The organism is Actinoallomurus acanthiterrae (genome assembly GCF_054775715.1).
Window position 1 is genome coordinate 11,003,716 of the sequence record NZ_BAAHCO010000001.1, and the last position, 13,538, is coordinate 11,017,253.

The following is a 13,538-nucleotide window of genomic DNA, read 5'->3' on the forward strand; positions in this document are numbered from 1 at the left end:
CGACGGCCGCCCGCCGGGCTGTGATCCATCGGAGAGAGGAACCGCGATGAAGTACCTGCTCATGATCTACGGCAACCAGGAGAAGTGGTCCAGCATCCCGGCGGAGGACTTTCCGCGCGAGATCGCCAAGCAGGACGCCTACAACAAGAAGTACACGGCGACCGGGGAACTGCTCGGCGGGTACGGGCTAGCCGATGCCGCCGCCGCGAAGCTGGTGACGCGCAAGGACGGGGTCCCGGCCGTCAGCGACGGTCCCTACCTGGAGACGAAGGAGTACATGGCCTCCTTCTACCTCGTCGACGTCGAGAGTGAGGAGCGGGCCTACGAGCTCGCCGCGGCGATGCCGTGGGCGGACCAGAACCCGACAGAGGTCTGGCCGATCCTGCACGAGTCCGCGAACGACGCCTGAGGTCAGGGCCGAACCGGTGACGGACGGAGTCCAGCGGCGCGTCGAGGACCTGCTGCGCGAACTGGCGCCGCAGGTTCTCGGCACGCTCACCAGCCGCTACGGCCGGTTCGGCGCCTGTGAGGACGCCACCCAGGAGGCGCTGCTCAAGGCCGTGCGGCACTGGTCCCGGGACGGGATCCCGCAGAGCCCGCGCGGCTGGCTGCTGACGGTCGCGTCCCGCGTCCTGATCGACGAGTCTCGCAGCGAGAGTTCGCGACGCCGGCGGGAGGACGCGATCTTCGCCGCGACGCCGCAGTCCGAGCTGCTCGCCCGTCCGGCGGACTCGATGGCGGACCCCGACGAGGCGGCGGCCGGCGAGGATTCGCTGAAACTGCTGTTCCTGTGCTGCCACCCGTCGCTGTCCGCGCCCAGCCAGATCGCTCTGACGCTGCGCGCCGTGGGCGGACTGACGACGGCGCAGATCGCCGCGGCCTTCCTCGTCCCCGAGGCGACGATGGCGCAGCGCATCAGCCGCGCGAAGGCGACGATCAAATCCGGTGGGATCCGGTTCGAGATGCCGCAGGGCGAGGCCCGCGAACGCCTGGGCGCGGTGCGGCACGTCCTCTACCTGATCTTCAATGAGGGGTACACCGCCTCCTCGGGCGAGGACCTGACCGCGCCGAGCCTGTCGGACGAGGCCATCCGACTCACACGCCTGCTGCGCCGGCTGCTGCCCGAGGACGGAGAGACGGCCGGCCTCCTGGCCCTGATGCTGCTGACCGACGCCCGGCGCCCCGCCCGCACACGGCCCGACGGCGCCCTGGTCCCGCTGGCCGAGCAGGACCGGACACGCTGGACGCGGGCCGCGATCGCCGAGGGCGTCGCGCTGATCTCGGAGGTGCTGCCCCGCGGCGCGGTCGGGCCTTACCAGCTGCAGGCGGCGATCGCGGCGGTGCACGACGAGGCGCCCACGATGGACGACACCGACTGGCCGCAGATCCTCGGCCTGTACGACCTGCTGGAGAAGGCCGCCCCGAATCCGATGACGACGCTGAACCGGGCCGTCGCGGTCGCGATGGTGCACGGACCGAGGGCAGGGCTGGAGCTGGTCGCCTCCCTGGAGTCCGACGGCCGGATGGCGCGCAACCATCGGCTCCTGGCCACCCGCGCACATCTCAGGGAACTCGCCGGCGATCACGACGGCGCCGCGTCCGACTACCTGGACGCCGCGCGCCGAACGGCCAGCATCCCCGAACGGCGGTATCTCGCCGGCCGCGCCCTCGCCCAGCCGGACACCCCGTCGGATCTCAAGGGCCTGTGATCGGGGCTCACTCCACGGTGGCCGGAGTTCCACGTTCTGCGAAATCCGCGGGATCGGTGTTGGCACCTCAGCAGATCACGGCGAGGCGCTCACCTGGGCCGGCGGCAGGCACCTGTCAAAGCCGGTCGGTCTCGGTGAGGTCGATGTCGATGTCGAACGGCACCGTTAGTTTGAGCCGGTCGTGGTGGATCCCGGTCAGCGCGTACGTCTTCGTCGCAGGGTCGAGTTCGTATACGTAAACCGTCAGCCGCCATCCGGTGTGCTCCACGCGCCAGAAATGCGGAATGCCCGCTTCGGCGTAAAGCTGTGGCTTCCGTTCCCGATCCCGCTCGGCGGAGTCCCGAGACACCACCTCGGCGACGAGTACGACGTGTTCCGGTCGATAAGTGGTCTGATCCAGACCGGTCTCACCCTCAGTACGGACCACCAGAACGTCGGGCTCCGGCCGCTGCCGACGGCCGATGGTGATCGTCATATCCTGACGCACTCGCAGGTCGGGTGGGGCGAGTCGGCGCAGTCCCGTCACCAGAAGAGAGACCGTCAGCATATGGACATTGGTCTGGGGCCCGTCCAGGACTAGACGGCCATCGATCAGTTCTGTATGGGGATGCAGATCTGGGATTGAGTCAAGGTCCTCCGCCGTGAAACATCCCTCAGGAGGCAGCTGATACAGATCCCTACTCGGCCTTTCCACCATGCTCACGCTACAAGGATTTCACTCTGTGGTGTTCAGAGTTCCACGTTCCGTTAGGTCGGATGGGTCGGTGTTGGCGCCGCAGCAGATGACCGCGAGGCGCTCGCCTGGGGCGGGGCGGTAGGCGCCGGTCAGGAGGGCGGCGTACGCGGCGGCGGTGCCGTGTTCGAGGACGAGGTGGTAGCGGCGCCACAGGTCGCGGCGGGCCGCGATCACGTCCTCGTCGCTCACCAGGAGGGACGTCACCCCGGTGCGGCGGGCGACGGCGAAGGCGAGCTCGCCGATGCGGCGGGCGCCGAGAGAGTCGGCCGCCACGCCCGAGACCTCGACGTCGACCGGCTCGCCGGCCGCCAGCGCGGCGTTCAGGGAGGCGCAGCCGTACGGTTCGACGGCGATGACGCGGGACCGGCCCTCCAGGGCGGCGGCGATCCCGGCCATGAGCCCGCCGCCTCCGACCGCGACGAGGACCGTGTCGACGCCGCCGGTCTGCTCCTCCAGTTCGAGCGCGAGGGTGCCCTGGCCGGCGCAGATCTCCGGCTGGTCGTACGCGTGGCAGAACAGCGCGCCGGTGTCGGCGACGCGCTTGGTGGCGGCGTCGTACGCCTCGGCGTACTCGCGGCCCACCTGGACGACGGCGGCGCCGAGCGCCCTGAGCCCGGCCACCTTGACGGCGGGCGCGGTCTCGGGGACGTAGACCTCGGCGGGGACGCCGAGCTCGCGGGCGGCGTACGCGACGGCCAGCCCGGCGTTGCCGCCGGAGGCCGCGACCACGCCCGCGTCCGGCAGGCCGCCCCGCTCGGCCGCGGCGAGGATGCGGTTGAACGCCCCGCGTGCCTTGAACGAGCCGGTGTGCTGGAGCTGCTCCAGCTTCAGCCACCGGTCGCCGTCCGTGAGGACCGGTGTCGTGCGTACCCGGGAGCCGATCCGGGCCCTGGCCGCTTCGACGTCGCTACGAGAGATCACCCGTCCACCGTACGACCCTGCTGGAAGGCCGAGAGAGGCGATCCTTCCCTTCCCCGGGAAAGGGCCGCCGAGCGTCACGACGGCGGCGGGAAGGTGAAGAGAACGGTAAAACGCTAGATAACGATTGAGGCGCGAGCCCTTATGGGAACAGGGGTGACACGGGATCCTGGGACCGTGACAGGCCCTCCGAAAAGCCGGAGCACAGCCGAACGAGTGGCCGCACAACTGACGGCGTGGCCGGGGTTGGACTCTGGTCGACCATCGTGCGGCGTCGGCCGGGGATTCGCGTTCCACGGCACCCAGATTCTTCATCTGCACACCGGTGACGAGGCGGATCTGCGGCTTACGCGGCCGTTCATCGACCGGCTCGACCAGGTGCTCACCGAATCCGGTCAGATCGTCATCCGGCCGGGCGACGACTGGGTGACCGTACGCCTCGACACCGACACCGCGGGCTCGCTGCTGATCAGCCTGGTGAGTCTGGCGATCCAGGCCCTGGAGGAGCAACGGTCGGCGCCCGCCCGGCCGTGCACCCGGGAGCGAGCGCGGCGCGGCGAGCGGAGTGGGCGGCTGAGCGGCGTCTTTGGGCGCGCCTCCGGCACGACGGAGGCCGCCCGCGAAGCGGGTGAGGAGGGTGAGCGCCCCGACGGCACGGAGCGCCCGAAGAGCACCGGGCGGACCTTAGCGGCCGGCGCGAGGGAAAGCCCCCTGCCCCGGCCGCTTCGCCGGCTGCGTCCGCTCCGTCAGCGGTAGACGAGGGAGAACAGGCGCTCCCAGCGGTCGACGACCACGTCGGCCGAGAACCGCTGCACCGACTGCCGGCCCGCCTCGCCCATCTTGGCGCGCAGGTCCGGGTCGTCCATGAGGCGTTCGAGCCCTTCGGCGAACTCCATGACGTTGCCCGGGGTGACGAGGATGCCGTCGACCTCGTGCGTGATGAGCTCGCGGACGCCGGGGGCGCTGTCGAACGCGACGACGGGCAGTCCGTACGCCATGGCCTCCAGGATGCCCATCGGGAAGCCCTCGCTCCGCGACGGCAGCGCGTAGATCGAGGCGTTGGTCAGGGCGCCCTGGATGTCGGAGGTCGTGCCGGGCATCTCGACGGCGACGCCGAGTTCGTCGGCCGTGCGGCGCAGCGCCTCCTCCTCCGGTCCGGAGCCGTACAGCCGCAGCCGCCACGTCGGCGGCCGGTTCGGCGAGGGACTGGTCCGCGCGCGCTCGGTGATCTTGGCCCAGGACTCCAGGAGCATGTCCTGGCCCTTCTCGAAGGACAGCCGGCCGAGGCCCACGATGACGGGCACGGTGAGGTCCGGAAAGGCCGTGGGCGTGACGTGCAGCGGGTTGGGCATCGTGTCGGCGTTGGACAGCCCGGCGCGGGCCCAGGAGTCGGCGTCCTCGGTGGTGAGGACCAGCAGGCGGTCGACGTCGGCGAAGTAGCGCTGCACCCGGGGGAAGCGGGAGGAGCCCTTCGTCGCGGCGTACGACTCGTGGCTCATGCCGATGACCGGCATTCCGGCGGTGTCGGCGAGGGCGACCCACTCCATGGCCCAGACCTGTGCGGCGATGACGATCCCGCCGGGCCGCGCGGTGCGGAACAGGGCCGTGAGCTTCGCGGCGCCCTGGCGCTGGGCGGCGACGCGCCGCAGCTCGCGGATGCGGCCGCCCTTGCGGGGCGGCGGCGGGGTCTCGTGCAGGGTGTGCAGCTCGTACGGCAGGTCGCGACCGTAGTCGTGGACCTCCTCGGCGTGCGTGACGCCGATGATGTGCACCCGGTGGCCGCGTTCGGTGAACAGCCGGCCGACGTGGTGGGCCCAGCGCTGGAGGCCGCCGAGCTCCTCGTGGTTGTTGCAGACGATGAAGATGTCGCGCGATTCAGCCATTGCCGTTTCCCGTGAAGAAGCGCTCGACGACCTGCTTGGCGGCCGTTCCCTGGTCGTATTCGCCGAACTTCTCGACGAAGGCGTGGCGCTGTTTGGCGTACGTGTCGCGGTCGAGGTCGCGCAGCGCCGCGAACAGCTCGTCGGGCTCGGCGACAACGGGGCCGGGCGCGTGCTCCTTGAGGTCGAAGTACGCGCCGCGGGTGCGGGCGTAGTCGTCGAGGTCCGGCGCGAAGAACACCATCGGCCGGTCGAGCAGCGCGTAGTCGAACATGATCGACGAGTAGTCCGTGACCAGCGTGTCCGTGAGCAGCAGCAGCGAGGTGACGTCGTCGACGTCCATGACGTTGCGGACGGTGCCGCTCAGGCTGGGCGGCACGACGACGGTGTTGAGGTAGTGCGGCCGGACGAGGAGGATGTGGGTCTCGCCGAGCTCGTGGGCGAAGCGCTCGAGGTCGAACGGCATCTCCAGGCGCTTCTCGGGCCTGCCCCGCTCGTCGGTGCGGAAGGTCGGGGCGTACAGCACGACCTTGCGCCCGTCGGTGAGCTTGAGCTTCTTGCGCAGCGCGGTGGGGTCCTCGCGGTTGACGAGGGGGGGATAGCCGCTGCGGATGAGCTCGGCGCGGACCCCGAGGCCCTTGACGAGGGTCTGGGCGTCCTGCTCTGTGCGGACCAGGAAGTGGTCGAAGCGGTCGACCATCTCCTGCAGGCGGGCCCGCTGCGCCCGGGTGCCGCGCTTGGTCTCCGGCGCGTCGACGCCCATGAGCTTGTACGCCGAGCCGTGCCAGGTCTGGATGTAGGTGGTCTGCGGGCGTTTGGCGGCCTCACGTGGGAAGCCTTGGTTGTCGACCCAGTAGCGGGCCCGGGCCAGGGCGAGGTAGTACGACCAGGAGCCGCGGCGCACGAGTTTGGCGTCCTTCGGGTAGCCGCTCGGGCTGCCGGCGTACGACCAGATCGCGGTGTACTTCGCGCCGGACCGGCGCAGCTCCTCGTAGATGTACTTCGGGCTGTCGGAGTACTGCTTGCCGAGGTGGCTCTCGAAGACGATGGTGTCCCGGCGGACCGGCAGGCGGACCAGGAACTTGTTGTAGACCGACATCTTGGTGCTGCGGCGGGTGAAGACGTCGCGCAGCGACTTCTCGCTCCGCAGCAGCCCGACCCACCAGCGCCGCCCGCGCCCGCTGGAGGTGAACCCGCGCAGGGCGGCGAGGAACGCGCGGGCGACCCGTCCGTGGGCGACGAGCCGGAACGACATCTCGCCGGACTCCGGGACGTACGCCTCCAGGTGGTCGCCGGCCAGCCGCGTCAGGCGCGGCCGTACGGGAAGGGCGATGTCGTCCATGGCGTGGTCGGCGAAGAGCCGGATGATGAGCTCGTCGTCGCCGACCGACAGCCGCAGCCGCAGGCCCCAGCTCTGGTCGACGAAGCCGAGCGGCCGGATGTCGCGCTGGGGCCGGACGTCGGCGTCCCAGTGGATGCGGCCGCCGGTGTGGGTGACCGTCGCGGGCACGGAGAAGAAGCGGCCCTTGCGGCTGCGGTCGCGGATCTCCAGGCGCGCCGTGAGCTTCGCGTCGGCGGCGATCCGGCCGAGCGGGTTCACGATGTCGCCGGTCAGCCGGTACGTCGCGCCGGTGCGCTCGATGCCGGAGAGGGAGCCGCCGGGGTTGAGGCTCTTGAGCGGCAGGGAGTGGATGCCGAGGTCGGTGACGTCGAGGACCTGGCGGCCGTCCTCGGTGTCGAGGTGGTCGGCCGACCAGTAGATACGGCCGTCGTGCTCGACGAGCGGGGCGGTCAGCCGGGGCTTGGCGCCCTTGCGGGGCACGTAGTCGGCCGCCGAGACGGCGCCCTCGATGTCCCCGTTAATGATCATGAAGCCGATGATGGCCTGCAGCTCGTGGGCCTCCTCGAACGCGCGGGGGTCGAGGGTGCTCATGTAGTCGCGGGCCAGGTCGACGAACGCCTCGCGGTACTCCGTGCTGCGGCTGCGCAGGCCGCGGATGTACAGCAGCAGGTCGTGGTTGAGGAACTTGATGTCCTTGCGGAGCTTCAGGTCGTCGGCGCCGTACCGCGCGTACACCGCGTCGATGCGCTTGAAGATCTCCAGCCGGTCGGCGAAATTACGGACCTCCGCGCGCTGGTTGGTGATCGAGAGCGTGACGGCGTTCTCGTAGGTCATCCAGTTGTAGACCCGGTGCGGGATGATCGCGATCATCCGCGCGCCGAGGTACGCCTGCGTGCTGAACAGCAGGTCCTCGTAGTGCAGCCGCTCGACGAAGCGAAGCCCCTCGCGGTCGAGGAAGTCCCGCCGGTACAGCTTGTTCGTGGACAGCGTGTCGTACAGCAGCTCCGGCCGCTCCCGCACCGAGGCGTAGACGGCGCGGTCGCGGTACACCCCGCGGTACCAGGCGCGCTCCTCGCCCTTGTCGGGGAACACCCGCCAGCAGCACCCCGACACCAGCTCGGCGCCGGTCTGCTCCGCCGTGGCGACCATGTTGCGGCAGGCGTGCGGGTCGAGGGTGTCGTCGCTGTCGAGGAACATCAGGTACGTGCCGCGCGACACCTCGATGCCGTCGTTGCGCGGCTGGCCGCAGCCTCCGGAGTTGTCCTTCCGATGCACGACCCGGACCCGGTGCGGGTTCGCCGCCACCAGCGAATCGGCGACCTGCGCGGTCGCATCGGTGCTGGCGTCATTGACGATCACGCACTCGACGTCGCGATGCGATTGGTCGAGCACGGACCGCACGGCGGTTGGCAGGCGATCGGCGTCGTTGTAGACGATCACGATCACACTGACGTCTGTCATGCTGCAGAACCTCTCGGCTGCTTTCGGGTGAAACGAACACTTCTTTGCGTCAACCCTCGATCATCTTGGAGGGTTCCTTAGGATCAGGGGTGTGACGCGGGAACGCATCCTGGTGGTGGAGGACGACGCCATCATCGGATCTGAATTGTTGAAGGCCTTGTCCGCCAGTGGGTATGAGGCGGGTCTTGCCACGTCGGGCGCGGTGGCGTTGGCGGACGTGCGCGCGCATCCGCCGGATCTTATCTTGCTCGATCTCGGCCTGCCGGACATCGAGGGCGTGGAGCTGTGCCGGCGGCTCCGGGCGGAGCTCCCTCTCGCCGTCATCGTCGTGCTGACGGCGCGGACCGAGGAGTTCGAGGTGGTCGTCGCCTTGGACGCCGGGGCCGACGACTACCTGACGAAGCCGTTCCGCCTGACCGAGCTCGTGGCGCGGATCCGCGCCCACCTGCGCCGCCGGGCCGCCGAACCGGGCGACCGGGTGATCACGGTGGGCCGGCTGCGCCTGGACCTGCCGGCGCGCCGGGTGCAGATCGACGACAGCGAGGTGCCGCTGCGCCCGAAGGAGTTCGACCTGCTGGCCGCGCTCGTGACCCGGGCCGGCGAGGTCGTGAGCCGCGAGCAGCTCATGGACGAGGTCTGGGACGAGAACTGGTTCGGCCCGACCAAGACCCTCGACGTGCACGTGTCGACGTTGCGCCGCAAGCTCGGCCCGTACGGGCAGATCACGACGCTGCGCGGGCGCGGGTACCGGTACGAGCGCGACGCGGTGGCGGAGGTGTGAGTGACAGGGCATAGGGATCAACCGGCGCCACGATAGTCGCTCGTAGGCAAAAGCAGGCTGAAGGTCGGGGGTGACGGGCGCCGCAGGACCAGGCGCCCGCCCTCGGCCTCGGCGAGCGAACGCGCCAGCGCGAGCCCGATGCCGTGCCCGTCCGAGGGACCGCGGAAGACGTCATAGCCGTCGGGGACCCCCGGGCCCTCGTCGCTGACCTCGATCGCGAGGCCCTGGCCGACGTCGACCGCGGCGACGGTGATGGGCGGCTTGCCGTGGGTGACGGCGTTGTCGACGAGGACGCTCAGGATCTGGCGTACGGCCGACAGCGACGCCCGCACCTCGGGCAGGCCGTCCTCGATCCGCACCGTGACCGCCGTCCGGGCGCGGACCTCTTCCAGCAGCGTCGAGACGTCGAGCGCTCCGCGGTCGGTCGAGCTGCCCCGCGACAGGCGGACGAGATCGCCGATGATCTCCTGCAGGTGCTCGCCGCGTTCCAGGGCGGTGCGGATGACCGCGCGCGGATCGCCCCCGTTCAGCCCGGACTCCAGGCCCAGGAGGAGGCCCGTCAGCGGGGTGCGCAGCTGGTGGGACACGTGCGCGCTGAACGCGCGCTCGCGCTCAAGCAGGTCGCCGAGGCGCCGGGCGGTCGCCTCCAGCGCGCGGCTCGCGGCGTCCGCCTCGCGGACGCCGACGGATCGCGCGCGGATGCTGAAGTCGCCGCTGCCGAGCGCCTGAGCGTCGCGGGTGAGGTGTTCGAGCGGCGCGGCGAGCCGGCCCGCCTGCCGCCGCGCCACCACGGCGGCGAGCCCGATGACGAGGATCGCGAGCGCGACCATGAGCAGCCAGGCCTTCTCGGCGCGCCTGGTGATGTGCTTGTACGGCGTCGCGACCCGGATCACCGCCACGATGGTCTCGTCGGAGGGGACCGGGGCGGAGACGGCCAGCAGGCCGTGCTCCACGGCCTCGTGCACCCGCCCGTCCCCCGCGGCGCCCGCGACCGGCGAGTTCCGTGGCCCGTGGAGGGCGATCCGGTTGCCGTTGAGGTCGTAGATGCCCACGCTGAGGTGCCGTGACGTGCCGGTGGGCAGCGGCACCGGCTTCGGATGCTTCGCGATGTTGTCGGGCACCGCCGCGGAGATCCGGGTCGCGTCGCGTTCGAGCGACACGATCGCCTCGTCCCGGTACAACCGCTGCAGCGCGATCGCCAGCGGGATCGCGAACAGCACGACCGCGAGGGCGGCCACGCCGACGATCGCCCCGAGCACGCGCCGACGCAGCGGAGGGATACGGGTCATCAGCACATTGTGCCTCCCAGACCGCTATGCCCCGGACCGCCGCCGGGCGGCCGGGGCTCCGCGGCGAGGGGCGGGTCAGCCGCAGGCGTTCTTCAGCGAGACCGATCCACTGGACCCGCTGGAGGCCTTGGGGCTCGCCGTCACGCCCGCCCTTACCGTCTTCTTCTTGTGCTTCTTGACGGTCGCGGTCGGGCTCGCGCTTGGCTTGTTCGGGTTCTCACTGTCGGCGATGGCCTTGGCCGCCACCCGGCGCATCACCTGGATGATGGTCGCGTCCGCCCGCCGGTCGGTGTGGAAGCCGGGGATCTTGTCCGGGTTGTAGGTGAGGCTGGTGATGTCGGCGCCGTGCTTGACGGTGCCGGACAGCTTCACCAGGGCGGGGAGCAGCGCGGACGGGATGTTGGTGTAGATCGTGTTGGTCGCGGCCTCGGCGAGCTTCTCGAAGTGGGTGACGACCTTCTGTGGGTTGGCCTGTTCCGCGATGTCCTTGAGCAGGCACTTCTGCCGGTCCATCCGGTGGAAGTCGTCGTCGGCGTGCCGGCTGCGGCCGTACCACAGCGCGTGCTCACCGTCGAGGTGACGCTTGCCAGGGCGGAGGTAGCCGGTCGGCGGGGTGCCCTTTTGATCATCACCACCGATCGGCAGACCGGGCAGATTCGGGTTTGCCGGTTTCTGGACGTATACATCGATGCCGCCCATGGCATTCACGATGTCCTTGAACCCGCCGAGGTTGACCAGCACGTAGTAGTTGATCTTCAGGCCCAGCAGGTTCCCGATCACGTCTTCGAGGAGGTGGGGACCACGCTGGCCGCTCTTGTAGCCCGGCTCCAGGTCGGGGTGGTGCTCGCCGTAGAGGTAGAGCTCGTTGAGGAGCCCGCGGTCCCGGCCCACTATGCCGGGACCGGGCTCGCCTTGGTAGCCGTTCGGGAACCGCGACCGCAGCCGGGGCGGCATGTCCATCCCGTACAGCCCCCGCGGGATGCTCAACATGACGGTGTTGCCGGTCTTGGTGTCGATGCTGGCGACCGTCATGCTGTCGGTGCGGATACCCTTGCGGTCCTTGCCGCCATCACCGCCCAGCAGCAGCACGTTGACCCGCGGCATGTTCTTCCACGGGTTGGCCGCGTCGACCGGCTGACCGGAGTGGTCGTCACCAGGAAAGATCTTCGAGAGGGTGTCCCGCAGCACGTACGTCGCGTTGGCGGCGTACACGAACGGGGTGCAGATCAACACCGACAGCACCACGACCAGCGTCGTCGACGCGATGCTCATCGCCGTCGGCAACCCCGGCGGCCGCACCACCTGGTACGACCGGATCACGATCAAGGCCCACACCAGCGCCAGCGCGATGATCGCCGCGGTGATGACGTTCAGCCACAAATCCTGGACCACGAGCTGTTTCATCGTGTCCTGGAACGCCAGCACCAGCGTCGCCGAACCGGCCACGAGTATCGCGAGCAGCCCCATCAGAGTGAATCCGACGGCCCTGCGGCCCGCCGCCACGTGAGCGACACCCCACACGACCGCGGACGCGAGCGTCAGCGCCAGCGCCCGCCACAGACCGGCGATCGGTATGGGCCGATGCCCCGCCGCCTGACGACCTGCCATGCACTCTCCTGATCCTCAGGTCGCGGACGCCGCTGATCGCGACGCCCGCTCCGCGTGTTCCGCCCGGCGGACCGGCCTTCGATGCCGGTCGGCCGGACGTCCGCGGTGAGGAGCGGCTCAGCCGCAGACGTTCTTCAGCGAGACCGCGCCGCCCGAGCCCGGAGAGGCGGTCGCCGACCCACTGGGTGAGACGCTCGGCGACTTCTTTTTGTTCTTCTTCTTCGCAGTCGCGCTGTCGGCCGGAGTGGGCGCCGTCTTCTGCGGATTGTCGCTTTCGGCGATCGCCTTGGCCGCCGCCGCCCGCATGATCTGGACGTTCGGCTCGTAGACGTGGAAGCCGGGAATCTTGGCCGGGTTGTACGGGAGGCTGTGGATGTCGGCGCCGTCCTTGACCTTTCCGGACAGCTTCACAAGCGCCGGCAGCAGCGCGGACGGGATGTTGGTGGAGATCGTGTTGGTCGCGGCCTTGGCCAGCTGCTGGAAGTGCGTGACGACCTTCTGGGCGTCAGCCTGCTGGCCGATGTCCTTCAGCAGGCACTTCTGCCGGTCCATCCGGTGGAAGTCGTCGTCGGCGTCACGGGACCGGCCGTACCACAGGGCCTGCTCGCCGTTCAGGTGGTGGGTGCCCTTGGGAAGGTAGCCCGTCGGCGGCTTGGTCTGGCGGCCATTGACGATCTCACCGCCGATCGGAAGCCGCTTTTCGATGTGGACCTTTACACCACCGATGGCGTCCACGATGTCCTTGAATCCGCCCAGGTTGACCAGCACGTAGTAGTGGATCTTCAGCCCGGTGAGGTAACTGATCACGTCTTCGGTCAGGTGCGGACCGCGCTGCCCCTTCTTGTATCCGGGCTCGAGCTGGGGGTTCCGCTCGCCCTGGATGTACAGCTCGTTGAGCAGGCCCTCGCTGCCCGGATGCTGCGGGTTCAGCGCGTCCCCGGTGTAGCCGTACGGCCATTTGGACCGCAGCCGGGGTGGCAGCTGGAACTTCTGCAGGCTGCGGGGCAGGCTCAGCAGGACCGTGTCCCCGGTCTTGGTGTTGATGCTGGCGACCGTCATGCTGTCGGTGCGGATGCCGGTGCGGTCCTTGCCAGCGTCACCGCCCAGCAGCAGGACGTTGACCCGCGGCATGTTCTTCCACGGATTGGCCGCGTCGACCTTCTGACCCGAGTTGTCGTCGCCGGGGAAGATCTTCGACAGCGTGTCCCGCAGCACATAGGTGGTGTTCGCCGCGTACACGAAGGGCGTGCAGATCAACACCGACATCACCACGACCAGCGTCGTCGACGCGATGCGCATCGCCGTCGGCAGCCCCGGCGGGCGCACCACCTGGTACGACCGGATGATGACGGACGCCCACGCCAGCGCCAGCGCCAGGATCGCCACGGTGAGGACGTTCAGCCAGACGCCCTGCACGGCGATCTGCTTCAGCTTCTCCTGGAACGCCAGCGCCGCCGTCGCGCTCCCGCCCACCAGGAGCGCCAGCACACCCATCAAGGTGAAGCCCGCGGCCCGGCGGCCCGCCGAGACGTGGGCCACACCCCACACGACCGCGGAGGCGAGCGTCAGCCCCAATGCTCGCCACAGACCGGCGACCGGAATCGGCTCACGCCCCCAACCCTGACGCCGTGCCATGAAGTCTCCTGATCCTCTGCTCGCGAGCGCAGCTCACTGCGGCCGCGTCTCCATCCGGGACGTGCGGCCCCACCGATCGGTTTGCAAAGTGATTGAATATACGCGGTAAGTGACCATTGGCGTTGACTGCTGGATCCTACCCGACGCATGACCCCCACCTGCCCCGATAGCAAGGTAAG

Annotated in this window: 11 protein-coding genes; 4 read left to right on the top strand and 7 right to left on the bottom strand. The window is 69.7% G+C overall.

The window, feature by feature from the left end; all coding sequences use genetic code 11:
- Window positions 1-46 precede the first annotated feature (46 nt).
- Both ACYVF7_RS51855 and ACYVF7_RS51860 read left to right on the top strand, forming a co-directional pair.
- Window positions 47-409, top strand: coding sequence for a YciI family protein (locus ACYVF7_RS51855; protein ID WP_460354548.1), 363 nt, complete (start codon window positions 47-49; stop codon window positions 407-409).
- 16 nt (window positions 410-425) lie between these two features.
- Window positions 426-1,709, top strand: a complete 1,284-nt coding sequence (locus ACYVF7_RS51860; protein WP_460354551.1) for an RNA polymerase sigma factor — start codon at window positions 426-428, stop codon at window positions 1,707-1,709.
- Between the two features lie 115 nt (window positions 1,710-1,824).
- On the opposite strand, the gene ACYVF7_RS51865 is transcribed toward ACYVF7_RS51860, so the two are convergent.
- Window positions 1,825-2,406 (bottom strand): Uma2 family endonuclease, encoded by a 582-nt coding sequence (locus ACYVF7_RS51865; protein ID WP_460358559.1) that lies wholly within the window; start codon window positions 2,404-2,406, stop codon window positions 1,825-1,827.
- 18 nt (window positions 2,407-2,424) lie between these two features.
- Complete coding sequence (locus ACYVF7_RS51870; protein ID WP_460354553.1) at window positions 2,425-3,366, bottom strand: threonine/serine dehydratase; 942 nt, start codon at window positions 3,364-3,366, stop codon at window positions 2,425-2,427.
- A 213-nt stretch (window positions 3,367-3,579) separates the two neighbouring features.
- Between ACYVF7_RS51870 and ACYVF7_RS51875 the strand changes: the two genes are divergently transcribed.
- Window positions 3,580-4,119, top strand: coding sequence for a luciferase domain-containing protein (locus ACYVF7_RS51875; RefSeq protein WP_460354555.1), 540 nt, complete (start codon window positions 3,580-3,582; stop codon window positions 4,117-4,119).
- Here the strand turns inward: ACYVF7_RS51875 and ACYVF7_RS51880 are convergent.
- Both ACYVF7_RS51880 and ACYVF7_RS51885 read right to left on the bottom strand, forming a co-directional pair.
- A complete protein-coding gene (locus ACYVF7_RS51880; RefSeq protein WP_460354558.1) occupies window positions 4,110-5,246 on the bottom strand; it encodes a glycosyltransferase in 1,137 nt (378 codons plus the stop codon). The two genes, ACYVF7_RS51875 and ACYVF7_RS51880, sit on opposite strands and share 10 nt — an antisense overlap.
- Complete coding sequence (locus ACYVF7_RS51885) at window positions 5,239-8,046, bottom strand: bifunctional glycosyltransferase/CDP-glycerol:glycerophosphate glycerophosphotransferase (protein WP_460354560.1); 2,808 nt, start codon at window positions 8,044-8,046, stop codon at window positions 5,239-5,241. Before ACYVF7_RS51885 ends, ACYVF7_RS51880 begins: the two co-directional genes overlap by 8 nt.
- Window positions 8,047-8,137: 91 nt before the next feature.
- Here ACYVF7_RS51885 and ACYVF7_RS51890 point away from each other — a divergent pair, with 91 nt between their 5' ends.
- Window positions 8,138-8,827, top strand: a complete 690-nt coding sequence (locus tag ACYVF7_RS51890) for a response regulator transcription factor (protein WP_460354562.1) — start codon at window positions 8,138-8,140, stop codon at window positions 8,825-8,827.
- 17 nt (window positions 8,828-8,844) lie between these two features.
- On the opposite strand, the gene ACYVF7_RS51895 is transcribed toward ACYVF7_RS51890, so the two are convergent.
- The 3 genes from ACYVF7_RS51895 to ACYVF7_RS51905 form a co-directional block, all read right to left on the bottom strand.
- Window positions 8,845-10,116, bottom strand: a complete 1,272-nt coding sequence (locus ACYVF7_RS51895; RefSeq protein WP_460354564.1) for a sensor histidine kinase — start codon at window positions 10,114-10,116, stop codon at window positions 8,845-8,847.
- Between the two features lie 75 nt (window positions 10,117-10,191).
- Window positions 10,192-11,724 (bottom strand): LCP family protein, encoded by a 1,533-nt coding sequence (locus ACYVF7_RS51900; RefSeq protein ID WP_460354565.1) that lies wholly within the window; start codon window positions 11,722-11,724, stop codon window positions 10,192-10,194.
- Between the two features lie 117 nt (window positions 11,725-11,841).
- On the bottom strand, window positions 11,842-13,359 hold the full coding sequence (locus ACYVF7_RS51905; protein ID WP_460354568.1) for an LCP family protein: 1,518 nt from the start codon (window positions 13,357-13,359) through the stop codon (window positions 11,842-11,844).
- Window positions 13,360-13,538 lie beyond the last annotated feature (179 nt).

Coding starts and splice junctions, on each gene's coding strand:
- ACYVF7_RS51855 (WP_460354548.1), top strand. CDS start 47: ATGAAGTACCTGCTCATGATCTACGGCAACCAGGAGAAGTGGTCCAGC.
- ACYVF7_RS51865 (WP_460358559.1), bottom strand. CDS start 2,406: ATGGTGGAAAGGCCGAGTAGGGATCTGTATCAGCTGCCTCCTGAGGGA.
- ACYVF7_RS51880 (WP_460354558.1), bottom strand. CDS start 5,246: ATGGCTGAATCGCGCGACATCTTCATCGTCTGCAACAACCACGAGGAG.
- ACYVF7_RS51885 (WP_460354560.1), bottom strand. CDS start 8,046: ATGACAGACGTCAGTGTGATCGTGATCGTCTACAACGACGCCGATCGC.
- ACYVF7_RS51895 (WP_460354564.1), bottom strand. CDS start 10,116: ATGACCCGTATCCCTCCGCTGCGTCGGCGCGTGCTCGGGGCGATCGTC.
- ACYVF7_RS51900 (WP_460354565.1), bottom strand. CDS start 11,724: ATGGCAGGTCGTCAGGCGGCGGGGCATCGGCCCATACCGATCGCCGGT.
- ACYVF7_RS51905 (WP_460354568.1), bottom strand. CDS start 13,359: ATGGCACGGCGTCAGGGTTGGGGGCGTGAGCCGATTCCGGTCGCCGGT.